Origin of the sequence: Rhizobium sp. EC-SD404, from assembly GCF_902498825.1 — a bacterium.
Classification (GTDB): domain Bacteria; phylum Pseudomonadota; class Alphaproteobacteria; order Rhizobiales; family Rhizobiaceae; genus Georhizobium.
In genome coordinates this window covers 1,814,608-1,839,277 of the sequence record NZ_LR701459.1, presented here as the reverse complement: position 1 = coordinate 1,839,277, position 24,670 = coordinate 1,814,608, and the positions used below count along the sequence as shown (strand labels likewise).

Genomic DNA, 24,670 nt, shown 5'->3' with positions numbered 1-24,670 from the left:
GTGAACGCGCGCCGCGATGGCCGGGCCTGGCAACGCATGCTCTCCGGCCGACGGCTGGATCTGATCGATCCGTCCCCGCTCGATATCGAAATTTCCGACATCGCCCATGGTCTTGCGCGGGTGGCGCGGTGGAACGGTCAGACGATCGGGCGGCACGCCTTTTCGGTGGCGCAGCACGCGGTGCTGGTCGAGGAGATCGCCACGCGCGTCAATCTCACGCTCGATCCGGCCACGCAGATGATGGTGCTTCTCCACGACGCGCCGGAATACGTGATCGGCGATATGATTTCCCCGTTCAAAGCCGTTCTTGGCGGTCATTACAAGGAGATAGAGGCGCGCCTTCAGAGCGCGATTCACCTGCGCTTCTCGCTTCCACCGGTGGCGCCATCGGCAATCAAGGCCATGATCAAGCGCGCCGACACCATCGCTGCCTATTTCGAGGCGACACGCCTAGCCGGCTTCAGCGAAAGCGAAGCCCGCCTTTATTTCGGCACGCCGCGCGGGGTTTCGCCCGACGCGCTGTCGATAGAGCCGCTGGCGACGGAAGATGCGCAGACGCTCTTTCTCGAACGGTTTGCGGCGGTCGAAGCCGCCCGTCGAGCAGAGGCCGACTGAGATGCCGTTTCTGGTCGTTTGTCCGCTGAATAGGGTTGCCGAAACTGCGGTTAGGCACCGAGCCGGCGCGCTGGTCAGCCTTCTGGCGGAGCACCAGATGTTGCACCGCCCAGGGCTGATCGCAGCTGAACACCATCTGCAGCTCGGTCTGAATGACATTGCCGTTGCCGTTGACGGACTGGTGCTTGCGCAGGAAAGTCATGTTCGACAACTCGTCGACTTCGTGCGCGCATGGGATCGAACGCAGCCTCTCCTGATCCATTGCTGGATGGGTGTGTCGCGCTCACCAGCCGCTGCGTTGATCGCGGCGCTGTCGCTCGACCCTTGTCTCGATGATGATGAACTGGCGCAAGCGCTGCGGCGGGCGGCACCGTTTGCGACGCCAAACCCGAGGCTGATCGAGATCGGCGACGCGCTTCTCCACCGAAACGGCGCCCTTGTGCGGGCGGTCAAATCGATCGGGCGCGGCGCCGACACATCGCAGGGCATTCCCTTCGTCTTTCCGCTGCAACCTGAACGCAGATCGCCGGCATGAACGGTGACGATGCCGGGCTGACGGCGATCGAGATCGGATTGACGGCGGCCATCATCACCGTCGCCGGATCCGAACCGCGCGTTCTCAGCGTCTCCGACCAGGCGGCCCTCGCCTCCCTGCCGCTTGGCCCCTTCGATCCGCGCCAGCACCGGACGCTGGAAATGGGCCTTCGCGCCTATGTCAGCGCGCAGACCGGCCTGTCGCTCGGCTATGTCGAGCAGCTCTACACGTTCGGCGATCGCGGCCGGCACAAGCAGGAGGCGGATACCGGTCCGCACATCGTGTCCGTCGGATATCTCGCCCTGACCCGTTCCGCCGATGACGATACAGGCGATGCCGGCGAAGGCTGGCAGGGCATCTATCGCTTCCTGCCCTGGGAAGACTGGCGTCATGGCCGGCCGAAGGTTCTGGACGCGCTCATCCTGCCGCGGCTCATCGATTGGGCCGGTGCGCCGCAGGCCGAAAGCCGATCCGCTCGCCTGCCGGGAAAGCATTCCCGCCTGCGCCTAGCCTTCGGCCTCGATGATTTCCCTTGGGACGAGGAGCGCGTGCTCGAGCGCTACGAGCTGCTGTACGAGGCTGGGCTCCTGGAAGAGGCGGTGACCGACGGCCGCGTCGCAACGACGGGTCTCGATCAACCGCTCGGTGTACCGATGCGTTTCGACCACCGCCGTGTGCTTGCAACGGCGGGATCGCGGCTGCGCAGCAAGATCAAGTATCGGCCAGTCGTCTTTGAGCTGATGCCGGAGCGCTTCACGCTGACGGAGTTGCAGGCGACGGTGGAATCCATCGCAGGGCGGCATCTTCACAAGCAGAATTTTCGTAGACTGGTCGAAGGTGCTGAGCTCGTCGAACCAACGGGTGAAACGAGCGCACGCACCGGGGGCCGTCCCGCCGCGCTCTACCGTTTCCGGCGCAAGATCCTGGACGAACGGCCAGCGCCCGGCCTCAAGCTCGGCGGCCGCGGTTGATCATGCATTTGGAAACGCTCTAAAGGGGCCGCTTGGCGAAGCCTTTGCCGACGATCGGTCCGGTTGGCCGTCCCGTCGGCGAGCCACCCTCCTGCTCGATCGTGATCTCGTAGAGCTGTTCGGGCTGCGGCAGCGGCAATGACGGACCGTTATCCAGCAAAGTCGTTTCCGACTGGTCGAGAAGGCCCAGCGACACAGGGCCGAGATCTTCGTTCGGCAATGTCCAGACCTGCATCGTACTGTCTGCGGGAACGTCGATATTCGCCAAAGGCGTTACCCGGCTGGAGCGATCGCCATAGTCCTCGACGATGGCAAGCGGCTCGCCCGCATTATCGACAAGAACAGCAACGACCTGTGCCTGTGGCTGCTGCGGCGGTGTCACGAGAAGGGCGGCAGCGAGAATGCCGGCAGCAGCCATGCCCGAGAGGGCCGCGATCCGCCAGCGCCGCACAGGGTTGTCGTTTGCCGCGCGCGGTGGCGTGATAACACTGGCCGTCTTGGTCGTGTCCGCCGACGGAAGCGCAGCCTCGATGCGCTGCCACAGCCCAGGCGTCATGGCGACGGGCTGAACCGTGAGGTCGAGTTCGTGGAAACGATCACGTGCGCGCGCAACGGCGGCACGCAAAGCCGGATCGCGCTCGATTTCGTCCTCAAGTGCGGCTTCTTCGCGCGCATCGAGCAGACCGAGCACATAGTCTTCGGCCCTGTCTACCTCGCTATGGCTCACGGGGGTTGTGGTCATTCCATGCACCCCCGCAGGGTCGTGAGGCCGCGGCGTACCCATGCCTTGGCCGTTCCGAGCGGAACTCCGAGCCGGCCTGCGATCTCGCCGTGCGTGTATCCAGAAATGTAAGCCATGAGGATGCTGCGCCGCTTTGGCTCATCCAGTGCCTCGAGGCATTGGCGCAGGCGGCTTTCCTGGTCAAGCCGGGAAAGCACGTCGTCGGCCGCATGGAAGGTCGCGGTTTCGCGCAGCGCGTCGAGATCGGTTTCTTCCGCCAAATCCTCGCGGCCGCCATCGCGCAATACATTGAGCGCGCGGTTGCGCACGACCGCATAGATCCACCCCCGGGCTGATCCGCGATCGGGCGAGTACTGGTGGGCCTTGCGCCAAATTTGAATAAAAGCCTCCTGCACGATCTCTTCGGCGAGATCACGCCGGCGGACGATGCGCTGCGCAACGGCCACAAGCCGCCCTGCTTCGGTGTCGAACAGGCTCTTCAGAGCCTGGCGATCTCCGCGCGCACAGCCTGCCAAGGCGTCGGCATGGTTCAATGTCACGATGCTACCTGCACGGTCTCTTCCCAATCCGACCCCATTCGCGCTGTCCGGCGCAACCATCAAGTGCCACATCGAAATGCCTCTCGTAAAGCAGTGTGCCCTCCCGATACCCGTGGGTGCGACAAACGGATGCAAAAAATAATTCGTCTCAGGGTGCATCCAAACGGTCCGACCCCGTGTCTTGACCATGAACGGGGCGTCCCCGCCTCTTCGCAACCAACAACGGGAGTTTACGATCATGCAGGGTTTCAAGACAGCACTTGCAGCTTCGACAGTCCTTCTTCTCACCGGCGCAACCGGCTTCGCAGCCCCTGTGCTCGGCCTGACCGGCGACAAGACTCTGGTCCTCTTCGATAGCGAAACGCTGGAAGTCTCCGAGACGATGGACGTCACCGGCGTCGATTCGCTGGTCGGCATCGACTACCGCCCCGCCAACAGCACGATCGTCGGCGTCACGCCTGAGAGCGTTGTCGTGACCATCGATCTGGAAACCGGCGAAGCAACCGAGCTTTCCACGATGAACACGCCACTCGAAATCGGTGATGCACCGGTCGTCGTCGACTTCAACCCGATGGCCGACCGTCTGCGTTACATGACTGGCACCACCAATTACCGCGTCAACATCGACACGGGTGAAGTGACGGTCGACGGCGAACTGGCCTTCGAAGACAGCGACATGCATGCCGGCGAAGCGCCGAATATCGTAGCCGCTGCCTACATCAACTCGTTCGGCACGGCCGAAGAGACCGCTATGTACGACATCGACGCCACGATCGGCGGCCTGATCCAGCAGACGTCGCCGAACGACGGAACGCTTGCAGCCATCGGCAAGCTCGGCATCGAGAACGCCGGAGACATGTTTGCCTTCGACGTCCAGACCACAGAAGACGGCACTAACACCGCGTGGCTTGCCACCGGCGGCATGCTCTACACGGTCGATCTGGAAACGGGCGCGGCAACGGAAGCCGGCGAAATTACCGGCGTCGATGGCGATCTGCGCGACCTGACGGTCCTGCCGGAAGCCATGTAATACCCAAAGCCTCCCAGTGGACGGGTCAACTTGCCGCCGGCTCATCGCCGGCGGCTTTTTTATGGATGTGTTGACGGCTTCATCACCGGTCTTCTGAAAAGTCAGACGCCGATCTGGATATCGAGGCCGATATCGAGCGGTGCCGCGGCCATGGTGATCTTCGACGTGGAGATGAGGTCAACGCCAGTGGCGGCGATCGCGGCGATCGTCTCGATGCTGATCCCGCCGGATGCTTCGAGGCGGGTCGAAGAGCGTATCTCGTTCCTCATCCGCACAGCCTTTTCAAGGGTTTGCGGGCCCATGTTGTCGAGCAGAATCACATCCGCACCGGCGTTCAGTGCTTCGGCAAGCTGGTCGAGCGTGTCCACTTCGATCTCGATGCAGACCAGATGCCCCACATAGGCGCGGGCGCGCTCGATCGCGGCCGTCAGACCGCCGGCGACGGCGATGTGGTTGTCCTTTATGAGGACGGCGTCATCCAGCCCGAAGCGGTGGTTGGCCCCGCCGCCGCAGCGCACGGCATATTTCTGAAAGGCACGAAGGCCCGGGACGGTCTTGCGCGTGCAGCAGACCCGCGCAGCAGAGCCCTCGACCGCATCGACATAGACCGATGTTGCCGTCGCGATGCCCGAGAGGTGCATGAGATAGTTGAGAGCCGTGCGTTCGGCCGAAAGGATGGCGCGCGCCCTTCCCGAGACGCGGGCGACCGCGGTGCCCGGCGCGACACGATCACCATCATGGGCAAGCTGTTCAAACGAGACGTCCGGGTCCATCAGTCGAAATGCGGCTTTCGCCATGGGCAGGCCGCAGATCACACCGCCATCCCGGGCATTGAAGGTGGCGGTGGCCTCCATGTCAGGCGCAATAGTCGCCGCTGTGGTCAGGTCGCCGGCGCGGCCGAGATCCTCCTGTAGGGCGGCGCGAACCGCATCCTCGATCAAGAGATCAGGCAATTCGGGCCTGTAGGGTCGGTCGGTCATGCTTCGGTCCTTCAGATAATATCCGCGATCATGGTTTCGGCGTCAGCGAGTTTCAGCGCGCTGCGCCTCTCGAACGCCTGCTGCTCGGCGGGCCAGTCGCTCCGGAAATGCCCGCCGCGACTTTCCTCGCGCAACAACGCTCCCAGCGTAACGAGACGTGCGACGGCCAGGCTGTTCTCGATGCTGTCGCCGCCGCTCATCGTGGACATCGTTCTCAGCGCATCCGTCAGACCCCCACGATCGCGTAGCACACCGACGTTGCGGTTCATGATGTCGCGGAGATCGGCCATGATCCGTCGATCTGCTTCGAGGTCGCCCTCGGACGTCCCCTCCTCCACGATCGGTCCGGTCGGGGCACTCTCTATCGCCGTCGATCCCATGGCGTGGGCGATCCGCGCGGCAAAGACCACCGCTTCCAGGAGAGAATTCGAGGCCAGCCTGTTTGCGCCATGCACGCCGGTGCAGGCGGCTTCGCCTGCCGCGTAGAGACCTTTCAGAGACGTCCGACCATCCGCATCGGTCCAGATGCCGCCCATGTGGTAGTGGGCGGCGGGTGCGACCGGAATGGGCGCCGTCACCGGGTCTATGCCGGCCTCCATGCAGTGCCGATAGACGGTCGGAAACATCTCCGGAAAATGAGCGCCGACCGCTTGGCGGCAATCAAGAAAGGCACCCCTGCCCGCCTGGATCTCGGCGAAGATGCCACGGGCGACAATATCGCGGGGGGCAAGTTCCGCATCCGGGTGAATTGCCTGCATGAACCGGTCGCCGTCACGGTTGATGAGCGTCGCGCCGTCGCCGCGCAGGGCCTCCGTTGCAAGCGGTGCGGGATCGCGGCCGACATCGAGGGCGGTCGGGTGAAACTGCACGAATTCCGCATCGGCAATCACCGCGCCGGCGCGCGCCGCCATGCCGGTGCCGGTTCCCGAAGCCTCGGAGGGATTGGTCGTGAGCCGATAGAGATGGCCGATGCCACCGGTGCAGATGGCAACGGCACTCGCAGGAAATCTCAGCCGCGCACCCTGCCCGCGATCGGCACGGGCGACGACCCCGCAGACGGCGCCGTCTTCCACGAGAAGCCGCTCGGCCTGAAGGTTTTCGATCACGGTGATCGACGGCGTGCGCCTGACGGCGGCGACGAGCGCTTCCATGATAGCGCGGCCCGCCATATCCCCGCCGACGCGCACGATCCTGCGCTGGGAATGGGCTGCTTCGCGAGAAAGTGCGAGCCTGCCCTCGAGATCGCGATCGAACGGCACGCCATAGGCGAGCAGGTCGTGCACGCGCTCCGGCCCTTCGCTCACCATCAGCCGCGCCATGTCGACATCGACGATCCCGGCGCCGGCGGCGATCGTATCGGCCAAATGCTCCTCGGCACTGTCCTCATCGCTGACTGCAGCGGCGATGCCGCCCTGCGCCCAGGCGGATGATGCTCCCTCGCCGATTGGCGCTGCCGCCAGCACCGTCACCGGGTGCGGGCTCAGCTTCAGGGCACAGAACAACCCGGCAAGTCCGCCGCCGATGATGACGATGCCACCCTTTCCAGTCCGGCCGGAACTCATGGGTATTTTCCGATCGCCGCGATCGTATCGCCAAGCCGTGATTGGACGATGGGCAAGTGAGCACCTATCTTCGTTTGATGAGCATTTTGAACAATATGACGATGCGGCCGGCGGCCCGCAGACTTGCCGGCGTTTTCATCGCCGCCGGTATGGTCTTCAGCGCCGCCCCTCTTCCGGGCTTCAACAGCGACGCTTTCGCGCAATGCACGGCGCGAACCCAGACGGGCGTCGGCACCAACGCGGTTGCGCTTGCACAGCGCTGCGGCACGACGGTCGGCGATCTGCGCCGCGCCAATCCGGGGCGCGATCTCAATCAACCGGGCCTTCTTCGCATCCCCGGCGGTCGCACGAGCGCCGTTCCCGATTCTCTGAACAACGAGATCGCGCCGCGCCAAGGCCTCAACGCCACGCGCCAGGCGCCCGTCGTGCAGCCGGCGCCGACGTTCCGTCAGCCGGGCGAAGCGCCGATGCGCCGCAGCAGTCTCGATGCCGGCGGCAATGGCAGCTACGCGATCCGGCGCGGCGATACGCTGAGCGGCATCGCCGCATCGGCCGGCGTTCCCTTGAACGCCCTGATGCGAGCCAATCCCGGCATTCAGCCGAACCGGCTGTCCGTCGGCCAAGCGATCGTCATCCCGGCGAGCTAGGCTTCCCGCGTGCCGGGTCGATCGATGCAGCGGCGGCATCGGCATCTTCCGTGTCATCGGATCGATATCAGCTGACGAGATCGATCATGCGCTCGACGGCAAGGCGCGCGCGTGCGGCGATCGCAGTATCGACGGTCACCTCTTCGCGCATGTCGACGAGGCAATCGAGGATCTTCGGCAGTGTGATGCGCTTCATGTGCGGGCAAAGGTTGCACGGCTTGACGAATTCGACGTCCGGGACCTCGGCCTCGACATTGGACGCCATAGAGCATTCCGTCACGAGAAGCACGCGGCCGGGCCGATTGGTCTTGACGTAGTCGATCATGCCCGAAGTCGAGCCGGCGAAGTCGGAGACCGCGATCACGTCCGGATGACATTCGGGGTGCGCGATGATCTGGATCGACGGATCGGCCTCACGATAGGCGACCAGTTCTGCGGCGGAGAAGCGCTCGTGCACTTCGCAGCGCCCCTTCCAGGTGATGATCTTCTTCTTGGTCTGGTTGGCGACGTTCATCGCCAGATACTCGTCGGGAATGCAGAGAACCGTATCGGATTCCAAGCTCTCCACGACCGCAAGGACGTTCGACGAGGTGCAGCAGATGTCGGTTTCGGCTTTCACATCGGCGGAGGTGTTGACGTAGGTGACGACCGGCACGCCCGGATACCGCTCCTTCAGCAGGCGCACGTCTGCTCCCGTGATGGATTCCGACAGCGAGCAACCGGCGCGCATATCCGGAATAAGCACGGTCTTATCGGGATTGAGCAGCTTCGACGTCTCGGCCATGAAATGCACACCGCACTGGACGATGATCTCGGCATCCACCTTCGCCGCCTCGCGTGCCAATTGCAGGCTGTCGCCGACGATATCAGCCACGCAGTGGAAGATCTCCGGTGTCTGGTAGTTGTGGGCCAGGATAACGGCACCCCGTTCCGCTTTCAGACGATTGATCGCGAAGATATAGGGCGCGTGGATCGGCCACTCGATCGCTGGGATGTGGTGTTTCACCCGTTCGTAAAGATGCTCCGTCGCCCGCGCGACTTCCGGCGTAAATGCGAGCGACGGGCGCTCGGCAACGCCGAAACGCTCGGCTGCAGTCGTCGCGAGTCCATCCGTCTTGATGGCGAGTGCTGCGGGTGACATGGGCACATCCTCCGGTCCCCAGCCGCATAATGCTCAGTTTGAGCATAAGGGCAACAAAAAGAAAATCGGCAGCGCCGACAACATGCGATTTAGGCGCTCGCTGATCCGAATGCAAGCAGGTGACCCTCCTCGAGCCCTTGCGAAATCATCAATTCGCTTGAAGGTGGCATGTGAAAAAGTCGCTTCCAGCGGTCAGGGCACTGGCCTAGAAGAATTCAATTGCGATGGCGCTTATGTGGCCATTACCGCACGACCAGCCGTGCGAAACGAGCGGAGCCTTCGATGAGCGACCAAGCCAAGAGCGCGTTGCACAAACCAGCCGCATTCCCTTGGCTGATCATCGCCTCCGGCTGCATGATCGCCATGATCGGGTTCGGGCCCCGCTCCGTCATGGGCTTCTTCCAGTTGCCGATGTTGCAGGATACCGGCTGGGATCGAACCACTTTCGGTCTCGCCATGGCGCTGCAGAACCTTTTCTGGGGACTGGGACAGCCCTTCTTCGGGGCGATCGCCGACAAATACGGCACGTGGCGCGTGCTGCTTCTTTCCGCGATTCTCTACGCGCTGGGGCTCGTCACCATGGCGACGGCCGACGCGCCCCTCTGGCTGCATATCGGCGGCGGCGTGCTCGTCGGCCTTGCGGTAGCCGCCGGCTCGTTCGGCGTCATTCTCGCCGCGTTCGCCCGCAATGTGGAGCCGCATCAGCGCTCCTTCGCGTTCGGTCTCGGCACCGCAGCCGGATCGGCCGGCATGTTCGTTTTCGCACCGATCAGCCAGGGCCTGATCGACTCGCTCGGATGGTCCGATGCGCTGGTGGTGCTTGCGATCATCATGCTCGCCATTCCCGTGCTTGCCGTGCCGCTACGCGGAAACTCCTCTTCGGGATCGCAAAAGCAGACCGATGTCGACCAGTCGATCGGCGCCGCTCTGCGCGAGGCCTTCGGGCACCAGAGCTATCTGCTCTTGACCGCCGGTTTCTTCGTCTGCGGTTTCCAGGTCGCGTTCATTACCGCGCATTTTCCAGCCTATATCGGGGATATCGGCGTCGATGCGTCCTACGCCGTAACGGCCATCGCCCTCATCGGCTTTTTCAACATCATCGGCTCGATCGCCTCGGGCATCATCGGCCAGCGCTATTCCAAGCCGATCTTCCTGGCGCTGATCTACATCGGCCGGTCGATCGCGGTCACCGCGTTCCTGTTGCTGCCCCAGACGGGCTTTTCAGTGATCGTCTTCTCGATCGTGATGGGGCTGTTGTGGCTTTCCACCGTGCCCCCGACGAATTCGCTGGTCGCGATCATGTTCGGCACGCGCTATCTCGGCATGCTCGGCGGCATCGTATTCTTTTCGCACCAGATCGGCTCGTTCCTCGGCGTCTGGCTGGGCGGTTATCTCTATGACCGCTTCGGCACATACGATCCGGTGTGGTGGCTCGGCGTCGCGCTCGGGCTTTTCGCAGCCGTGGTCCATCTGCCGATCGCCGAGAAGCCAGTGGCCCGGCCGGCGCTCGCTCCGGCCGAATAGTCACCCTCACGCACTGACCGCGATCGGCGGCTCCAGAACGGCGAGATCGGCTTCGAGAAACCTATCGACGGCTGCCGAGAGATCTTCGCGCAACTGAGCCTCAGGCGTATCGGGAAACGCCTCCTGGAAAATTTCGACGATCGATTCGACGTCCAGCGGCTTGGCGATCAGGTTCCAGAGCGCCAAGCCAACCTGGTTGAGGTGGTGGATGTCGTTGTTGTCGAGGTCGACGAGGAAGGCCGCCTGGCCAACAATTCGTGCCACCACATGGGGTGACCGCGCAATCAGGGCCTGACCCGGCTTCGGCGTAAAGCCGAAATCGTTGTCGTCTGAGATGTCATCCGCCTCGGCCGGTTGCGATGTCGGCGCCTCCAGATGGTCTTCATCCGGCCAGGAGGCGAAAGCCGTCTGCAGGCAGGCCACGGCATCGTCGACACGGCTGTAGACGAGACGATAGATGCCGATCGTTCCGACAAGCGCCAAATAGCGATCGAGCGTCCAGGTGCCGAGGCCTCTTTTCGTATCCTGCAGAAGAACACGGAGCAGGCCCTCATCGGGCTCGACGGCTTCGATGGAGGCGGCGACACGCTCGTCGCGGCGGTCGAGCAGGACCAGCGCACCGAGTTTCGATCGGTCGCCATGGGCAACCGTCAACAGCGGATCGGATGCCGGGAGATAGGTGTAATAGCCGTCGCTCAGCAGAGCATTGGCGGCGACTTGGTGCGTGAGGCTGTCTGGGGCGCTTTCGGGCAGTGGCAGACGCAGGCGCGGTAGGCAGCCCGATGCGACAGCTTCGAGACCCACGAGGTCTATCGGCAGCAGATCGTCGGCGAATACGCGATGCCCTTGAGAGGCGAGAGCCCCGACAAGGGTCGACTTTCCCGCACGGTTCGTGGCCGGAAACACCACCAGCCGGCCATCGAACTCGACGGCCCCCGCGTGCAGATTGCCAAGGCTGTCGTCGCCATCGACATAGTCGGCCATCAATTCGACGATGAGCGAACAGATCGCACTCGTCGACGTCGGCTCGATCCTATGCGCTTCCAAATAGCGATGGCTCAGGCGGATTTCGTCTGGCTTGCCGGAAACCGTCATCAGCGGCTCGCGCGATGGCATATCGTCGAGCGCGATTTCCGGCCATCCGACCAGCACGCGTTTCAAATCGTCGGCCATGAAAGCCAGTTGCGGCTCGAACACGATCGGTCCCGGAAGACCCTTCAAACACAGTGATTTCACTGCGACCTCCAAGAACCGCCTGTCGATGCCAGAATCAAAGAAGGCGCCGCCTGATGCGGCGGCGCCTTCTATCTATCAGGAAAGCCTACCAGCGGGCATCGTCACGCATGGAGCGGAAGAAGCCACCGAGGTTCTGCGGGCCACGACGACCCGATCCGCTGCGGCCACCGAAGCCACCACGACCGCCACGGCCGCCAGAGCCACGCGATCCGCGGGAACCGCGCGAACCACCACCCGAACCACCGCGACCACCGGAGCCACCACGGCCACCAGAACCACCGCCCGAGCCGCCACCCGATCCACCGCCCGAGCCGCCCGATCCACCCGAAGCGCGTGCTTCACGGATGCTCAAGAGCGTGGGTGCGACGTAAGCAGCGGCGGCGGTGAGGCCGAGCATTGCGAGCATTTTCCGGCGGCCGACATTGGGCTGATCGTCTTCGACCGCTGCAGCAACCTTGCCATTCGTGTTTTGATCCGACATTGTCATCTCCTATCGTTTTTCGCAGTGTTGCCCGGTGTCGTTGGGGTTGCCCTGAGAAGCCTGTCCCCCGCGTCGCCGCGGCATACTGGGAAAACGGAAGATCGGGCCGGCTATTCCCGGCCAGCGCAAAAAAGCGCCGATTTTCTTATAAGTCCTTGTTCTCGTTTCAGATTTATTTCGACGCTCGGTTCAGTCCGACGGGTTTGCCGCGCGCGCTGCCTTCAATGCGGCCTGGATGAACCCCTCGCGCGCCTCGGGCGGCTTCAGCCCGCGCGGCCCGTAAATGTCGCGATCGAGGAAATACCCCGTCATTCGAAATGCTTCGGCGAGCGTGACCTCATCGGCTGCCGCAGCGCCCTGCCGTGCGAGAAAATCCGGGTAGGAAAACAGGCGGTCCGCCCAGCCCTGCCCGACCGTGCGCGACACGGCGCGGCCGGTCTTCGGCGATACGAATGCCAGGTCGGCAGTCGTTCCCGTGACTGCGCAGGCCGATAGATCGAGGCCGAAGCCCAGTTCATCCAGCATGGCCAGTTCGAACCGGGCAAAGAGCTCGCCCGCTTCGTGCGGTGCGTGCAGGCTGTCGAGAATGATGTCGAGCGCGTTGTAGAGACGCAGATGCGGATCGCGTTCGGGAAGCAGGCGCAACAGCGCCGCCATCGCTTGGACGCCATAGACGGATGTTGCCGTTTCCATCAGCCGCGCCGCCCTCAGCGACACGGGCTCTACCTGAAACTGGCCGAGATGCTCGTCGAGGCGGGCGCGCCATGTCACCTCGACGCGGTTACCCGGCTGCAGAACCGGCTGCATGCGCCTGGACCGGCCGCCGCGCACCATGCCGAGATGGCGGCCGCGCGACTGCGTCATCACCTCGGCAATGACGCTCGTCTCACCGTGCCGACGCACACCCAGAACGATGGCCTGATCCTGCCACTCCATGGTGTGGGCGGTTCCTCACTCCGATAGGTGCCGGACGAGACCGGCGATGGACCAAGCGGTCGGCAAGTCAGCTTGGGAATTCAAGCCCGATCTCGCGGTAGCGCTCGGGATCGTCGCCCCAGTTTTCGCGCACCTTCACGAACAGGAACAAATGGACCTTCTGGTCCAGAATGCCGCCGATTTCCTTGCGGGCGGACTGGCCGATCGACTTGACCGTCTCGCCTCCCTTCCCCAGCACGATCTTCTTCTGGCTGTCGCGCTCGACATAGATGACCTGCTCGATGCGCACGCTGCCATCGGGTTTCTCTTCCCAGCCTTCCGTCTCGACATGGGAGGAGTAGGGAAGCTCCTGATGCAGCCTCAGATAGAGCTTCTCGCGGGTGATCTCGGCTGCCAGTTGGCGCATCGGAAGATCGGAAATCTGGTCCTCCGGATAATACCAGGGCCCCTCGGGCAACGCGTCTGCCAGAAACTTCAGCACGTCCTTGCAGCCGGAACCGCCGAGCGCGGAAATCATGAACGTCTCGTCGAACTGAACCACCTCGTTGGCGGCAGCCGCCAGCTCCAGCAACTTTTCGCGCTTCACCTGATCGATCTTGTTCAGGATCAGGATCTTGCGATGATGAATGTCCTTCATGCCTTCGAGAATCTTCGCGGCGTCGCCGACGATGCCGCGTTCCGCATCGATCATGAAGAGAACGATGTCGGCATCCTTGGCATTTCCCCACGCGGTCGTGACCATGGCACGGTCGAGCCGGCGCCGCGGCTTGAAGATGCCCGGCGTGTCCACGAACACGATCTGGGTGACGCCCTCGATGACGATGCCGCGCACGATGGCGCGCGTCGTCTGGACCTTGTGGCTGACGATCGACACCTTGGCGCCGACCAGCTGGTTCAGCAAAGTCGACTTGCCCGCATTCGGCGCACCGATGAGCGCCACGAAGCCGGAACGCGTCGCTGCCGGGGGCGTCCCGCTTTCGGCAACCCGCTCGTCGATCTCTTCGCTCATGGATAGTTTCCTTATGATTTTGGTGGCCAGACGCCTTCGCGTTCCAGCATTCGCGTGGCCGCTTCCTGTTCGGCCGTGCGCTTCGATCTGCTTACACCCGTTTCGGGCTCAAGTCCCTCGATCTCGACGCGAACGGTGAACTGAGGATCGTGATCCGGTCCAGACCGATCCAGGATGCGGTAAAGCGGCGTCGAACCCGATCGCGCGTGCGACCATTCCTGCAGTTCCGTCTTCGCGTCGCGACGGGCGGCGTTCTCCCGCCGGGCACGCTCTCCCCACAGCCTTTCAATGAAATCGCGCGCCGGCTCGAGCCCACCATCGAGATAGATGGCGGCGATGAGCGCTTCCATGACGTCGGCGCGCACACTCGCCATGCGCTTGCCCTTCACCGACTTGATGTCGCTGCCGGTTCGGATGAACTCATGCAGTTCCAGATCGTCGGCGACGGCTGCGCAGGTCTGCGCGCTCACCAGCTGATTGAGACGCACGGAGAGCTCACCCTCCGCTGCCGCTCGAAACGCCGTGAACAGCATTTCGGCCACGCAGAGCCCGAGGACGCGATCACCCAGGAACTCCAGCCGCTCGTAATTGGCAGGCTTGCCCGACTTGCCGGCGAGCGAGCTGGAATGGGTCAACGCCCTCTCCAGCCTTGCCGGTTCGGAAAACGTGTAGCCGATCCGTTCCTCGAGGCGCGCAATCTCGACGTTGGACAGCGCCCTGGATTTCATGGCGCGGGCCTGCAGCTCATTGTTGCGCGGACTGGAAGAGGCGGTCGAACCTCAGGTCGCTCGGCCAGTTCCAGATTTCCAGAGGCGATGTGCCGGCATCCATGGAGAAGAAGATGATGTTGGCGCGACCGACGAAATTCTCGAACGGCACGAAGCCCACTTCGAAACGGCTGTCGGCGGAATTGTCGCGGTTGTCGCCCATCATGAAATACTGGCCGGGCGGCACGAGAAATTCGCGCGTATTGTCGCCGGGCGAGTTGGGCGTGAGATCGAGCGTGTTGTAGGAAATGCCGTTCGGCAGCGTTTCGCGGTAGAGCGGCACTTCCTCGCCGCGGTCGTAGCGCCCTTCGGGACGATACGTGCCCACCTGCTCGCGTTCGACCGCCTCGTCGTTGATATAGAGAACGCCTTCGCGCATCTGGACCGTATCGCCGGGCAGGCCGATCACGCGCTTGATGTAGTCGAGGTCGGGATTGGGCGGATAGCGGAAGACGGCGACATCGCCACGCTCCGGCTCGGCACCCCAGATTCGGCCTTCGAAAAGGTCCGGCGACAGTGGAAGTGAGTATTTCGAATAGCCGTAGGCGTATTTGGAAACGAAGAGATAGTCCCCGACGAGCAGCGTCGGCATCATGGAACCCGACGGGATCGAAAAGGGCTGGAACAGCAACGTACGGATGACGAGCGCCAGGGCAAGCGCTTGAAGGATGACCTTGATGTTCTCGCCAAAGGCGCCGGATTTTTGTTTCTTGCCTGTGTCGGACACGCTCATCGGTTCCCCTGGACCGCACCTCCAGCAACGTGGAACCGGTCTATGTCTTTCATTTCCCGGCATGTCCCGCGTGAAGCTCAAGGCTTGTCGGCACAGGCGGCGTGGCGGTTGCTGAAGTGCCTCCGGGCGACTTCTTTAACCTCTTCGCTTGAGACCGGCAACAAAGCGATGCAGGCTTCGCGGCAGCATGTCGCGGTCCTACCTGGCTGAAGGGCGCGCTTCGATCACAACGAAGGCCTGCGCGAGAGGGTAGTCGTCGGTGATGGTGAGGTGCACGACCGGCTCGTGTCCCTCGGGAAGCAGATCGGCAAGACGCCTGGATGCGCCGCCGGTCAATTCCATCGTCGGCTTGCCGCCGGGCAAGTTAACCACGCCCATCTCGCGCCAATTCACGCCCATCGAAAGGCCGGTTCCAAGCGCTTTCGAACAGGCCTCCTTGGCGGCAAAGCGCTTGGCATAGGACGCTGCACGTTCCTTCCGACGCTCGGAGCGAGCCTGTTCCACTTCGGTGAAGCAACGCTGGATGAACCGGTCGCCAAAGCGCTCCAGCGTCTTCTCAATCCTGCGGATATCGATCAGGTCGCTGCCGATACCAACGATCACAAGGAAACTCCGGCCGTCTGGCGGGCGGCGCGTGCCTCGGCCTTTTCGGCCAGCACGCGCTTGCGCCGTTTTTGAAAGGCGCGAACGCTATAAAAGGTCAGCCCATAGAAGAAGACGCCCGACACGACTGCCGGCGGGATGCTGCCGATGAGCATGGGCTTCAAGATCGGCTGCCAGAGATGGGCCCAGTCTATGCGGCTCAGCATATCTCCGAGATTGATCGAGACATGCTCGACCTCCTGCTTGCCGCGATCGAGGATGATATGTCCGAGCTTGAATGTCGAAGCCCAGATGAAGGGGAAGGTCAGCGGATTGCCGAAGGCCGTGCCGATTCCGGCGGCGATCATGTTGCCTGCAAAAACATAAGCCAGTGCGAAGGACAGCACGAAGTGGAAGCCGATCAGCGGCGTCCAAGATGCAATGACACCGGCGGCGACACCGGCCGCAATGGCGTGAGGCGTCGCGTTCAGCCGTAACACGCGCTTTCCGAGATAGCGCATGGAACGGGCAAAAGACTTCTGAGGCCATACGAATAGGCGCAACCGTTCCAAAAGGCTGAGCTTCTTGCGTCTACGAAAGAGCATGTGGCGTCTTGAAGTCCCTATGCATGGCTTCTTGCACCAATGCCATGCCGCTGTCCGACCTCGCGGCGGTTGCTCCCGGGACGGAAGCGCGCACCGCTATTCATACACGCGCGCAGCAGTCGAAACGCACGCCGTTTCCTTAAGCTGCATCAAAAGCTGATTCAACTGCTTGAGATCCCAGACCTCGATGTCCATCAGAAGTTCAGTGATATCGGAGGCGACCCTGACGGTGGACAATGTCCGAATGTTGGCATCGCGTCCGGCGATCACTTCCGCCATCTCGGCAAGCGAGCCCGGCTCGTTCAGCGCGTTGACCAGAATGCGGACCGGGAACCGTGCCTTGCGCGCCTCGTCGATATCCCAGCGAATGTCGATCCAGCGCTCCGGCTGGTCGTCGAACCGGGTCAGCATGGGCGACTGGATCGGGTAGATCGTGATCTCCTTGTCGTCGTTCATGATGCCGACGATTCGATCGCCTGGCACCGCGCCGGCGGGAGCGAACACAACGCGGGAATTCTGGTCGACGCCGCGGATCGGAAGCGGCTCGCCGGCCCCTTCGCCAGTGCCCTCACCCGCTGGTGCTGCTGCGCCATTCGGCAAAGCGCCGTTGAGCCGGCGTGCGCCGGGTACCCGGAAAATGACGCCGGCCGCGCTGCGCAGATTGAACCAACCCTCGTCCGCTGCCGCCTTTGTGATGGCGGTCCGGTCTTCGATGTGCTCGGGGTAAACGGCCTTCAGGACATCCTGCGACGACAGTTCACCACGCCCGACGGCCGCAATCGCGTCCTCGACGTCCTTGTGGCCGACGCGGTGAACGACCGGCTTGAAGAGTTCGCGGGTGAACTGCTTGTTGGCGCGCGCGAAATTGCGCTCGATGATACGGAAACCGAGGCCTGCATATTGCTTGCGTACGGCAGCGCGGGTCGCCCGGCGGATTGCCGCGCGTGCCTTGCCGGTGACCACGATCTCTTCCCAGGCGGGTGGTGGCACCTGCACGCCCGAGCGAATGATCTCGACTTCGTCGCCATTGTTGAGGCGCGTGACGAGCGGCATGATCCGCCCATTGATCTTGCAGCCGACGCAGGTGTCACCGACATCGGTGTGGACGGCATAGGCGAAATCGATCGGGGTCGCACCGCGGGGTAGCGCGATCAGGCGTCCCTTCGGCGTGAAGCAGAAGACCTGGTCCTGAAAGAGCTCGAGCTTCGTGTGCTCGAGGAATTCCTCCGGGTTGTCGCCCTCGGAAAGCTGTTCGATCGTGTGGCGGAGCCAGGAATAGGCGCGGCTGTCGCGCGTCAGGAGGTCCTGCCCGCCTTTCAGATGATCTTTGTAGAGCGCGTGCGCCGCGACGCCGTATTCGGCGATTTCGTGCATGCGGTGGGTGCGGATCTGCAGTTCGATGCGCTGGCGCGACGGCCCGACGATCGTGGTGTGAATGGATCGATAATCGTTCTGCTTCGGTGTGGAGATATAATCCTTGAACCGGCCGGGAACGACCGACCAGCGGGTGTGGACGACGCCGAGCGCCTGGTAGCAGGAGGCAATGTCGTCAACCAGAATACGGAAGCCGTAGATGTCCGAAAGCTGCTCGAAGGAGAGCGACTTCGACTGCATCTTGCGGAAGACCGAATAGGGCTTCTTCTGCCTCCCGGTGACTGTTGCCTTCAACTGGTTGTTCGTGAAAAGCGCCGTGAAATCCTGCTCGATGGTGCGGATCAGATCGCGGTTCTTCGCAGAAAGCTCCGACAGGCGTTTGGTGACGGTGTCGTGGGCTTCCGGATTGATGTGGCGGAACGCGAGCTCTTCCAGCTCGTCGCGCATGTCCTGCATGCCCATGCGGCCGGCAAGCGGCGCATAGATATCCATCGTCTCCTCGGCAATGCGCGCCCGCTTTTCCGGCGGTACATGCTCGAGTGTGCGCATGTTGTGGAGTCGGTCGGCCAGCTTGACGAGAAGCACGCGTACGTCGTCGGAAATGGCAAGCAGCAGCTTGCGCAGGTTCTCAGCCTGCTTGGCGCGTTTGGAGACGAGATCAAGCTTCTTGATCTTCGTGAGGCCCTCGACCAGCGCGCCGATATCCTCGCCGAACAGGCTGTCGATCTCGTCGCGCGTGGCGGTAGTATCCTCGATCGTATCGTGGAGCAGCGCCACGGCGATCGTCGATTCGTCGAGCCGCATATCGGTGAGGATCGCGGCGACTTCGAGAGGATGGGAGATGTAGGGATCGCCGCTTGCCCGCTTCTGCTTGCCATGCTTCTGCATCGCGTAAACATAGGCCTTGTTGAGCAAGGCCTCGTTGACGTCAGGCTTGTAGCGTTGCACGCGCTCGACGAGCTCGTACTGGCGCATCATCGTGGGTGCGTGCTCCGGTTAAACGATAGACGCCGGCGCAAAGAGGATTTTTTCCTCTTCCACCGGCGCCAATCCATCATGAAGAAATGGGGACGGCAGGCCGCCCGCGCAAATCAATAGTCGTCGTTTTTCTCCGGCGGCACAAGGCCTTCGATGCCGGCGAGCAGCTCTTCTTCCGACATCTGGTCGAAGTTGATCTTGTCTTCCTCGTCTTCCGGCGAAGCGGCATCGACGGTCTCGCCAAGACCAGCCTCGGGTGCGACGGTCGACTGTGCGGAATGATCGGGTTCCGGCTCGTCGACTTCCACGTGCTTCTGCAGCGAGTGGATGAGATCTTCCTTCAGATCGCCTGGCGACAGGGTCTCGTCAGCGATCTCGCGCAGGGCAACGACAGGGTTCTTGTCATTGTCACGATCGATCGTGATGGGAGCGCCTTGCGAGATCAGCCGAGCGCGATGGCTGGCGAGAAGAACGAGTTCGAAGCGATTGTCGACCTTGTCGATGCAATCCTCGACTGTGACACGGGCCATTGCCTGTCCTTTGCGAACATGAAATTTGCGGGATTGGGGTTTCCATACCTTCTGGGCTGTATTAATTCAAGGGAGTTATGGCTCCTGGCGTAGCGCCGGGGTCGGTCGCGTCGTTTTCAATGCCGATCTCGTTCATTTTGCCGCTGCGCTGATCATTCGTTCATTTGTTTCGAAAGCGCATGCCAATGTTCGATCCCCGCGAGAAGATCGCTCTCTTCATCGATGGCGCAAATCTCTACGCAGCGTCACGCAGCCTCGGCTTCGACATCGATTACAAGAAGCTTCTCGTCGCATTCCAGAAGCGGGGATATCTGCTGCGCGCCTATTACTACACGGCGCTCGTGGAGGATCAGGAATACTCATCCATCCGCCCGTTGATCGATTGGCTCGACTACAATGGCTACAAGGTGGTGACCAAGCCGGCCAAGGAGTTCACCGACGCCTCCGGCCGCCGCAAGATCAAGGGCAACATGGATATCGAGCTTGCCATCGATGCCATGGAGCAGGCCGATACGGTCGATCATTTCGTCATTTTTTCGGGCGATGGCGACTTTACGTCACTGGTCGATGCGCTGCAGAGGCGCGGACGAAAGGTATCGGTGGTCTCGACGCTCGCAAGCCAGCCGCCGATGATCGCCGACGATCTGCGCCGCCACGCCGATCACTTCATCGACCTTGTCTCGCTTAAGGCCGAGATCGGGCGCGCACCGTCCGAGCGGCCCGTGCGTCAGGTCGAACCCGTCCATGACGAGGACGACGACCATTGAGTGCTGCCGACGACGGCATCGGCTTTCCGATCGACCCTCCCCGCGACTGCCCACGCTGCCCTCGCCTGCGTTCTTTCATCCTTGAACAACGGGCCGCGCATCCCGACTGGTTCAACGCACCGGTGCCAACATTCTACCCGCCGGAGGGTCCGGCCACCGTCGAACTGTTGATCGTCGGCCTCGCACCGGGCCTGCGGGGGGCAAACCGAACCGGACGCCCCTTCACAGGCGATTACGCCGGCGATCTTCTCTATGCGACGCTCAACGAATTCGGGTTTTCGACCGGCGAGTTCCAGGCGCGGCCCGATGATGGGCTGACCCTTGTGCGGACGGCGGTCACCAATTCAGTTCGATGCGTTCCACCGGAGAACAAGCCGGTCGGGGCGGAGATCGCGACCTGCCGGCCGTTCCTCGCCGCCAGCCTTGCGGACATGCCGGCACTGCGCGTCATCGTGACGCTTGGCAAGATCGCGCATGATTCAACCGTGCGTACACTCGGCGCGCGGATCGCCGATCATCCCTTCGGCCACGGTGCACAAAGTCGGATCGGTGACGTCGATTTGGTCGCGAGCTATCACTGCTCGCGTTACAACACCAACACCGGGCGGCTGACGGAAGCGATGTTCAAGGACGTGTTCCGGCTCGCCGACGATAGCTTGAAGTAGCAAAACAGATCGACTTCAGCCGCAAAAGCCCGCTGCATCAATTTCCCCTTAGATTCTAGGGTCGATTTTCGTTTTGAGACGGTATCCGTCGTTAGAATTAATCTCAGATTAATCAGTACAAGCTGTGCGTGCATGTCGTCTGCAACTAATGCGGGCTGCTTCACGTCCCTTTTGCAGCGTGAATGTCCACGCGGTAAGCGGAGGTATTCTGATGTTGAAGTCATCCAGAACTGCATTCCTCGTACCTGCCATGACGGCAGTCCTTCTCATTTCTACAGTCCCAGGATCGGCGCAGGGTCTCGGCGTCGGGGTCGGCGCCTCTATCGGCGGTGACAATGGTATAGGCGCCGGCGTTGGTGCTTCCATCGGTGGCGACAATGGCATCGGTGCCGGGCTCGGTGCATCTGTCGGAGGCGACAATGGAGTCGGTGCTGGTGCCGGCGCGTCGGTTGGCGGCAACGACGGTATCGGTGCTGGTGCAGGAGCATCCGTCGGCGGCAGTGACGGGATCGGCGCAGGCGCAGGCGCGTCCATTGGTGGCGGTGATGGCATCGGTGCAGGTGTCGGCGCGTCTGTCGGTGGCGGAAATGGCGTCAACGCAGGCCTCGGCGCCTCAGTCGGTGGCGGCAACGGTGTCGACGCAGGCGTTGGCGCCTCGATCGGCGGCGGTGGCGGGATCAATGCCGGCGGCGGCGTTTCCATCGGTGGAGATGACGGCATCGATGCGGGCGTTGATGTCGGCATCGGCGGGCCAGGTACCCCCGGAACTCCGGGCACGCCAGGAACTCCGGGTACCCCCGGCACACCAGGGACTCCCGGCACACCAGGAACCCCTGGCATGCCCGGAATGCCGGGACTGATGGATCGCTGGAACAATATGTCGGCGAGCGATCAGCAGAAGATTCTGCTCACCTGCCGACAGGCTCTATCGCCGCGCGAAGCCTATTCCCCAGACCTCGATGCACTGTGCGACCTCGTCCAGCAGGCCGGCCTGCAATGATCGCAGGTTGAGAGCCGAAGGTGTCACGGCTACGCGTCGTGACACCTCAGAATTCTCAAGCCCCGGCGCAGCACATGGTGTAACGGTATGTCAGTTACATTCCATCGAGATTTTCCCGTCATGGAAACCGCACTCGTGGAGATTGGTCCGCGGGACCACATGCTGCACGACAGCTACATCGCGTTCATCACGCGTGTCGCGGGCGAACAAACATTCCAACCTTGGGCGGACCTCGGGGGATGGGGCGATGACTATACCGCCTTCGCGCTTGTGGAGAACGGCGAGATCATCGCCACGATCGGGCGCATGTCGATGCGCTTCGTCATCGATGGCGCGATTTCCGCCGGCTACCAGCTTGGCGCGATCGCGACCCGGTTGGATCGACGCAACGAGGGTCACATGCGCCGGCTTCTGGAGCACATCCTCGCGCTCCCTCCGCTCGACAATCGCACGACGTTGATTTTCTCAGTTCCCAACGCAGCCGCCATCTATCCCAAGTTCGGCTTCGAAAGGGTCACCGAGTGGCAGTTCCTGCTTCCGGCTTCGTCGTCGTCCCCGAACCAGAGACCAGCGGTGCTTCTCGATATCAGCCACGCAGACGATCGGTCGCTGCTGAGCGACGCTTGCCGCGAGGCGATCGAATTGAGCGAGGATTTCTGCGCGGTCGACTACTATCCGATCTTGCTCTGGCATCTCAGTCATCGCGCTTTGACCGCCGTCCGCCTGATCGAGCCTGAGGCCATCGTGATCGTGCAGCAGACAGGCGGGAGCCTGCATATCTGCGACATCGCCACGCGCAGCAAGTTTTTTATCATGGACCATGTCTCGACGCTCGCGACAGGGCCTGTCGAGACGGTTAGCTTCGGCTTCAACCCGCAGGGATGGCTGAGCCTCGAGGACATCGAGAAACTTGAACGGTTCGAGACAGACGAGGCGGCCGGAATTCTGTTTTCGCTTGGCCGCCCGTCGCCAAGGGGCCGCATCGGCCGGCTGCCGGAACTGGCACGGATCTAAATCCGTGCTTCAGCTGTGGTCGCGCAGCAACCTTGATTTCTGACGCTGCCAATCGCGCTGCTTCTGCGTTTCCCGCTTGTCGTGCAGTTTCTTGCCGCGCGCCAGCGCCAGCTCCAGCTTGGCGCGACCCTGGTCGTTAAAATAAACCTTGAGCGGCACGAGGGTCATGCCCTCGCGATTGACCGATGCAAACAGCCGGTCGACTTCTTTCCTATGCAGGAGAAGCTTGCGGCGGCGGCGCGTCTCGTGGTTGAAGCGGTTGGCCTGAAGATATTCCGGCACGTAGGAGTTGATGAGCCAAAGCTCACCGCCCTCCTCCGTCGCATAAGATTCGGCGATGTTCGCTTTGCCTTCGCGCAGCGACTTCACCTCGGTCCCCGTCAGGACGAGACCCGCTTCGAACGTATCGACGATCTCGTAGTTGAAACGCGCTTTGCGATTCTCCGCAACGATCTTGCGCGCCGGCGTACCCGGCTTAGCCATATTCAGTCCCGATCAGTTTGTAAGCCCGGCATGACGCAGAGCTTCGTCCAGACGCTCGGCCGTCGCAGCCTCGACCGGCACGAGCGGCTTGCGTTGGATATTCTTCATGCGGCCGAGCTTCGACAACGCATATTTGGCGCCTGCCGGGTTCGGTTCAATAAACAAAGCGCGATGGAGCGGCATCAGACGATCCTGCAACCCGAGCGCCTTGCGAAAATCGCCCTGGAGCATCGCCGACTGGAAATCCGCGCAAAGGCGGGGCGCGACATTCGCCGTCACCGAAATGCAGCCGACACCGCCATGCGCGTTGAATCCGAGCGCCGTCGCATCTTCACCGGATAGCTGGATGAATTCCGAACCGCAGGCGGCGCGCTGCTCGGAGACACGATCCACCTTTGCCGTCGCATCCTTCACGCCGGCGATATGGGGAAATTCCGTGTGAAGCCGCGCCATCGTTTCCGGCAGCATGTCGATGATCGACCGGCCGGGAATGTTGTAAATGAAGATCGGCAGCGTCACGGCACGGGCGATCGCAGCGTAGTGCTCGTAGAGACCACGCTGGTTCGGCTTGTTGTAGTAAGGCGTGACGACGAGAATCCCGTCGGCACCGGCCTTCTCGGCGTGCTTGGCGAAATCGACCGCCTCGTGGGTGGAGTTGGACCCTGCCCCTGCCATGACCGGCACGCGTCCGGCTGCCACTTCGATGCAGAGCTCGATGACCCGCTTGTGCTCTTCATGCGACAGCGTCGGCGACTCGCCGGTCGTGCCGACCGGGACGAGGCCGGTTGAGCCTTCCTCGATCTGCCATTCGATATGGGCGCGGAAAGCCTTCTCGTCGATGGCTCCATCGTCGTCGAACGGCGTCACAAGCGCTGGAATGGATCCCTTGAACATTACGGCTCCCGGAGGCGGGCCAAAGGCAACTCATGCTTTGGCCATATTGTGCTATGCATTCTCACGCGAAGCGGACGGTGCCGCCGGATCGAAGCGGCGCACCATAGTCGCCTGTGGAATGCGCCGCAAGCACGGCAAAGCCCGATTTCAGCTCCGAGGCGCCCTGTCCGCAAGGGTTTTCGGTACAATTTAAGCGTGAGACCTAACCATTGATTAACCGTTGCTTCACCGATGCCATGGCACGATCATCGAAACCCGAAGGAATGTGGACCCGCGCGGCCACATGACGGGCAATCAGTTCCAAGTTCATCGCTAGAGACGCACCTGATC

General features: G+C 62.4%; 27 protein-coding genes. 10 read left to right on the top strand and 17 right to left on the bottom strand.

The window, feature by feature from the left end:
- The first annotated feature begins 36 nt into the window (after positions 1-36).
- The 3 genes from GC125_RS09560 to GC125_RS09550 are packed head-to-tail and all read left to right on the top strand — an operon-like array spanning position 37 to position 2,121.
- Positions 37-615 (top strand): YfbR-like 5'-deoxynucleotidase, encoded by a 579-nt coding sequence (locus GC125_RS09560; protein ID WP_151987751.1) that lies wholly within the window; start codon positions 37-39, stop codon positions 613-615.
- Position 616: 1 nt separating this feature from the next.
- Complete coding sequence (locus GC125_RS09555; protein ID WP_151985464.1) at positions 617-1,150, top strand: tyrosine phosphatase family protein; 534 nt, start codon at positions 617-619, stop codon at positions 1,148-1,150.
- Positions 1,147-2,121 (top strand): NUDIX hydrolase, encoded by a 975-nt coding sequence (locus tag GC125_RS09550; RefSeq protein ID WP_151985463.1) that lies wholly within the window; start codon positions 1,147-1,149, stop codon positions 2,119-2,121. The genes GC125_RS09555 and GC125_RS09550 overlap by 4 nt, the downstream gene beginning before the upstream one ends.
- 19 nt (positions 2,122-2,140) lie before the next feature.
- On the opposite strand, the gene GC125_RS09545 is transcribed toward GC125_RS09550, so the two are convergent.
- On the bottom strand, positions 2,141-2,863 hold the full coding sequence (locus tag GC125_RS09545; RefSeq protein ID WP_151985462.1) for an anti-sigma factor: 723 nt from the start codon (positions 2,861-2,863) through the stop codon (positions 2,141-2,143).
- Positions 2,860-3,561, bottom strand: coding sequence for a sigma-70 family RNA polymerase sigma factor (locus GC125_RS09540; protein ID WP_502706047.1), 702 nt, complete (start codon positions 3,559-3,561; stop codon positions 2,860-2,862). Before GC125_RS09540 ends, GC125_RS09545 begins: the two co-directional genes overlap by 4 nt.
- Positions 3,562-3,640: 79 nt before the next feature.
- Between GC125_RS09540 and GC125_RS09535 the strand changes: the two genes are divergently transcribed.
- Positions 3,641-4,432: a DUF4394 domain-containing protein gene (locus GC125_RS09535; protein ID WP_151985461.1), complete on the top strand. Its 792-nt coding sequence runs from the start codon at positions 3,641-3,643 to the stop codon at positions 4,430-4,432.
- A 101-nt stretch (positions 4,433-4,533) separates the two neighbouring features.
- Here the strand turns inward: GC125_RS09535 and nadC are convergent, their stop codons facing one another.
- Together nadC and GC125_RS09525 are read right to left on the bottom strand one after the other, a co-directional pair.
- On the bottom strand, positions 4,534-5,412 hold the full coding sequence (gene nadC / locus GC125_RS09530; protein WP_151985460.1) for a carboxylating nicotinate-nucleotide diphosphorylase: 879 nt from the start codon (positions 5,410-5,412) through the stop codon (positions 4,534-4,536).
- Between the two features lie 11 nt (positions 5,413-5,423).
- Positions 5,424-6,974 carry an L-aspartate oxidase gene (locus tag GC125_RS09525; protein WP_151985459.1) on the bottom strand — a complete coding sequence of 517 codons (1,551 nt, stop codon included), beginning with the start codon at positions 6,972-6,974 and terminating at the stop codon, positions 5,424-5,426.
- Positions 6,975-7,030: 56 nt separating this feature from the next.
- On the opposite strand from GC125_RS09525, the gene GC125_RS09520 reads away from it, so the two are divergent.
- Positions 7,031-7,621 (top strand): LysM peptidoglycan-binding domain-containing protein, encoded by a 591-nt coding sequence (locus tag GC125_RS09520; protein ID WP_151985458.1) that lies wholly within the window; start codon positions 7,031-7,033, stop codon positions 7,619-7,621.
- A gap of 67 nt (positions 7,622-7,688) precedes the next feature.
- Here GC125_RS09520 and nadA read toward each other — a convergent pair whose 3' ends face one another.
- Positions 7,689-8,762 carry a quinolinate synthase NadA gene (gene nadA, locus GC125_RS09515; RefSeq protein ID WP_151985457.1) on the bottom strand — a complete coding sequence of 358 codons (1,074 nt, stop codon included), beginning with the start codon at positions 8,760-8,762 and terminating at the stop codon, positions 7,689-7,691.
- 282 nt (positions 8,763-9,044) lie between these two features.
- Here nadA and GC125_RS09510 point away from each other — a divergent pair, with 282 nt between their 5' ends.
- Positions 9,045-10,286 carry an MFS transporter gene (locus GC125_RS09510; protein WP_151985456.1) on the top strand — a complete coding sequence of 414 codons (1,242 nt, stop codon included), beginning with the start codon at positions 9,045-9,047 and terminating at the stop codon, positions 10,284-10,286.
- A gap of 6 nt (positions 10,287-10,292) precedes the next feature.
- Here the strand turns inward: GC125_RS09510 and GC125_RS09505 are convergent, their stop codons facing one another.
- From GC125_RS09505 to rpoZ, 10 genes are all read right to left on the bottom strand, one after another.
- The gene (locus GC125_RS09505) at positions 10,293-11,522 is read right to left on the bottom strand and encodes a PqqD family peptide modification chaperone (protein ID WP_151985455.1); all 1,230 of its coding nucleotides are present in this window, start codon (positions 11,520-11,522) and stop codon (positions 10,293-10,295) included.
- 85 nt (positions 11,523-11,607) lie between these two features.
- Positions 11,608-12,003: a hypothetical protein gene (locus GC125_RS09500; RefSeq protein WP_151985454.1), complete on the bottom strand. Its 396-nt coding sequence runs from the start codon at positions 12,001-12,003 to the stop codon at positions 11,608-11,610.
- 189 nt (positions 12,004-12,192) lie between these two features.
- Positions 12,193-12,939 carry a DNA repair protein RecO gene (gene recO, locus GC125_RS09495; RefSeq protein WP_151985453.1) on the bottom strand — a complete coding sequence of 249 codons (747 nt, stop codon included), beginning with the start codon at positions 12,937-12,939 and terminating at the stop codon, positions 12,193-12,195.
- Positions 12,940-13,006: 67 nt separating this feature from the next.
- Positions 13,007-13,948, bottom strand: coding sequence for a GTPase Era (gene era, locus GC125_RS09490; RefSeq protein ID WP_151985452.1), 942 nt, complete (start codon positions 13,946-13,948; stop codon positions 13,007-13,009).
- A gap of 11 nt (positions 13,949-13,959) precedes the next feature.
- Positions 13,960-14,676 (bottom strand): ribonuclease III, encoded by a 717-nt coding sequence (gene rnc, locus GC125_RS09485; protein WP_151985451.1) that lies wholly within the window; start codon positions 14,674-14,676, stop codon positions 13,960-13,962.
- A gap of 16 nt (positions 14,677-14,692) precedes the next feature.
- On the bottom strand, positions 14,693-15,448 hold the full coding sequence (lepB, locus tag GC125_RS09480; RefSeq protein ID WP_151985450.1) for a signal peptidase I: 756 nt from the start codon (positions 15,446-15,448) through the stop codon (positions 14,693-14,695).
- A 198-nt stretch (positions 15,449-15,646) separates the two neighbouring features.
- Positions 15,647-16,051 (bottom strand): holo-ACP synthase, encoded by a 405-nt coding sequence (gene acpS, locus GC125_RS09475; RefSeq protein WP_151985449.1) that lies wholly within the window; start codon positions 16,049-16,051, stop codon positions 15,647-15,649.
- Entirely contained in the window at positions 16,048-16,635 is a 588-nt protein-coding gene (locus GC125_RS09470) for a DUF2062 domain-containing protein (RefSeq protein ID WP_151985448.1), read from the bottom strand. The genes acpS and GC125_RS09470 overlap by 4 nt, the downstream gene beginning before the upstream one ends.
- Before the next feature lie 96 nt (positions 16,636-16,731).
- Positions 16,732-18,987 carry a RelA/SpoT family protein gene (locus GC125_RS09465; protein ID WP_151985447.1) on the bottom strand — a complete coding sequence of 752 codons (2,256 nt, stop codon included), beginning with the start codon at positions 18,985-18,987 and terminating at the stop codon, positions 16,732-16,734.
- Positions 18,988-19,100: 113 nt separating this feature from the next.
- Entirely contained in the window at positions 19,101-19,517 is a 417-nt protein-coding gene (gene rpoZ / locus GC125_RS09460; RefSeq protein WP_151985446.1) for a DNA-directed RNA polymerase subunit omega, read from the bottom strand.
- Positions 19,518-19,702: 185 nt separating this feature from the next.
- Here rpoZ and GC125_RS09455 point away from each other — a divergent pair, with 185 nt between their 5' ends.
- The 4 genes from GC125_RS09455 (at position 19,703) to GC125_RS09440 (ending at position 22,963) form a co-directional block, all read left to right on the top strand.
- Complete coding sequence (locus GC125_RS09455; RefSeq protein ID WP_151985445.1) at positions 19,703-20,284, top strand: LabA-like NYN domain-containing protein; 582 nt, start codon at positions 19,703-19,705, stop codon at positions 20,282-20,284.
- Positions 20,281-20,949, top strand: a complete 669-nt coding sequence (locus GC125_RS09450) for a uracil-DNA glycosylase (RefSeq protein ID WP_286165452.1) — start codon at positions 20,281-20,283, stop codon at positions 20,947-20,949. The genes GC125_RS09455 and GC125_RS09450 overlap by 4 nt, the downstream gene beginning before the upstream one ends.
- A 211-nt stretch (positions 20,950-21,160) precedes the next feature.
- On the top strand, positions 21,161-21,949 hold the full coding sequence (locus GC125_RS09445) for a hypothetical protein (protein WP_151985444.1): 789 nt from the start codon (positions 21,161-21,163) through the stop codon (positions 21,947-21,949).
- Positions 21,950-22,069: 120 nt separating this feature from the next.
- Positions 22,070-22,963, top strand: coding sequence for a GNAT family N-acetyltransferase (locus tag GC125_RS09440; RefSeq protein WP_199864535.1), 894 nt, complete (start codon positions 22,070-22,072; stop codon positions 22,961-22,963).
- A gap of 9 nt (positions 22,964-22,972) precedes the next feature.
- Here the strand turns inward: GC125_RS09440 and smpB are convergent, their stop codons facing one another.
- Together smpB and dapA are read right to left on the bottom strand one after the other, a co-directional pair.
- The gene (gene smpB, locus GC125_RS09435; protein ID WP_151985442.1) at positions 22,973-23,446 is read right to left on the bottom strand and encodes an SsrA-binding protein SmpB; all 474 of its coding nucleotides are present in this window, start codon (positions 23,444-23,446) and stop codon (positions 22,973-22,975) included.
- A gap of 12 nt (positions 23,447-23,458) precedes the next feature.
- The gene (gene dapA, locus GC125_RS09430; RefSeq protein ID WP_151985441.1) at positions 23,459-24,340 is read right to left on the bottom strand and encodes a 4-hydroxy-tetrahydrodipicolinate synthase; all 882 of its coding nucleotides are present in this window, start codon (positions 24,338-24,340) and stop codon (positions 23,459-23,461) included.
- Between the last annotated feature and the right edge of the window lie 330 nt (positions 24,341-24,670).

What these genes read in the sequence shown, in the direction of transcription:
- smpB (WP_151985442.1), bottom strand. Translation starts at nt 23,446, where the DNA reads ATGGCTAAGCCGGGTACGCCGGCGCGCAAGATCGTTGCGGAGAATCGC.
- GC125_RS09525 (WP_151985459.1), bottom strand. Translation starts at nt 6,974, where the DNA reads ATGAGTTCCGGCCGGACTGGAAAGGGTGGCATCGTCATCATCGGCGGC.
- GC125_RS09510 (WP_151985456.1), top strand. Translation starts at nt 9,045, where the DNA reads ATGAGCGACCAAGCCAAGAGCGCGTTGCACAAACCAGCCGCATTCCCT.
- GC125_RS09550 (WP_151985463.1), top strand. Translation starts at nt 1,147, where the DNA reads ATGAACGGTGACGATGCCGGGCTGACGGCGATCGAGATCGGATTGACG.
- nadA (WP_151985457.1), bottom strand. Translation starts at nt 8,762, where the DNA reads ATGTCACCCGCAGCACTCGCCATCAAGACGGATGGACTCGCGACGACT.
- GC125_RS09440 (WP_199864535.1), top strand. Translation starts at nt 22,070, where the DNA reads ATGGAAACCGCACTCGTGGAGATTGGTCCGCGGGACCACATGCTGCAC.
- nadC (WP_151985460.1), bottom strand. Translation starts at nt 5,412, where the DNA reads ATGACCGACCGACCCTACAGGCCCGAATTGCCTGATCTCTTGATCGAG.
- GC125_RS09470 (WP_151985448.1), bottom strand. Translation starts at nt 16,635, where the DNA reads ATGCTCTTTCGTAGACGCAAGAAGCTCAGCCTTTTGGAACGGTTGCGC.
- recO (WP_151985453.1), bottom strand. Translation starts at nt 12,939, where the DNA reads ATGGAGTGGCAGGATCAGGCCATCGTTCTGGGTGTGCGTCGGCACGGT.
- GC125_RS09500 (WP_151985454.1), bottom strand. Translation starts at nt 12,003, where the DNA reads ATGTCGGATCAAAACACGAATGGCAAGGTTGCTGCAGCGGTCGAAGAC.
- GC125_RS09540 (WP_502706047.1), bottom strand. Translation starts at nt 3,561, where the DNA reads ATGCACCCTGAGACGAATTATTTTTTGCATCCGTTTGTCGCACCCACG.
- lepB (WP_151985450.1), bottom strand. Translation starts at nt 15,448, where the DNA reads ATGAGCGTGTCCGACACAGGCAAGAAACAAAAATCCGGCGCCTTTGGC.
- GC125_RS09445 (WP_151985444.1), top strand. Translation starts at nt 21,161, where the DNA reads ATGTTGAAGTCATCCAGAACTGCATTCCTCGTACCTGCCATGACGGCA.
- GC125_RS09560 (WP_151987751.1), top strand. Translation starts at nt 37, where the DNA reads ATGCTCTCCGGCCGACGGCTGGATCTGATCGATCCGTCCCCGCTCGAT.
- GC125_RS09545 (WP_151985462.1), bottom strand. Translation starts at nt 2,863, where the DNA reads ATGACCACAACCCCCGTGAGCCATAGCGAGGTAGACAGGGCCGAAGAC.
- GC125_RS09465 (WP_151985447.1), bottom strand. Translation starts at nt 18,987, where the DNA reads ATGATGCGCCAGTACGAGCTCGTCGAGCGCGTGCAACGCTACAAGCCT.
- dapA (WP_151985441.1), bottom strand. Translation starts at nt 24,340, where the DNA reads ATGTTCAAGGGATCCATTCCAGCGCTTGTGACGCCGTTCGACGACGAT.
- GC125_RS09555 (WP_151985464.1), top strand. Translation starts at nt 617, where the DNA reads ATGCCGTTTCTGGTCGTTTGTCCGCTGAATAGGGTTGCCGAAACTGCG.
- rpoZ (WP_151985446.1), bottom strand. Translation starts at nt 19,517, where the DNA reads ATGGCCCGTGTCACAGTCGAGGATTGCATCGACAAGGTCGACAATCGC.
- era (WP_151985452.1), bottom strand. Translation starts at nt 13,948, where the DNA reads ATGAGCGAAGAGATCGACGAGCGGGTTGCCGAAAGCGGGACGCCCCCG.
- GC125_RS09455 (WP_151985445.1), top strand. Translation starts at nt 19,703, where the DNA reads ATGTTCGATCCCCGCGAGAAGATCGCTCTCTTCATCGATGGCGCAAAT.
- GC125_RS09535 (WP_151985461.1), top strand. Translation starts at nt 3,641, where the DNA reads ATGCAGGGTTTCAAGACAGCACTTGCAGCTTCGACAGTCCTTCTTCTC.
- rnc (WP_151985451.1), bottom strand. Translation starts at nt 14,676, where the DNA reads ATGAAATCCAGGGCGCTGTCCAACGTCGAGATTGCGCGCCTCGAGGAA.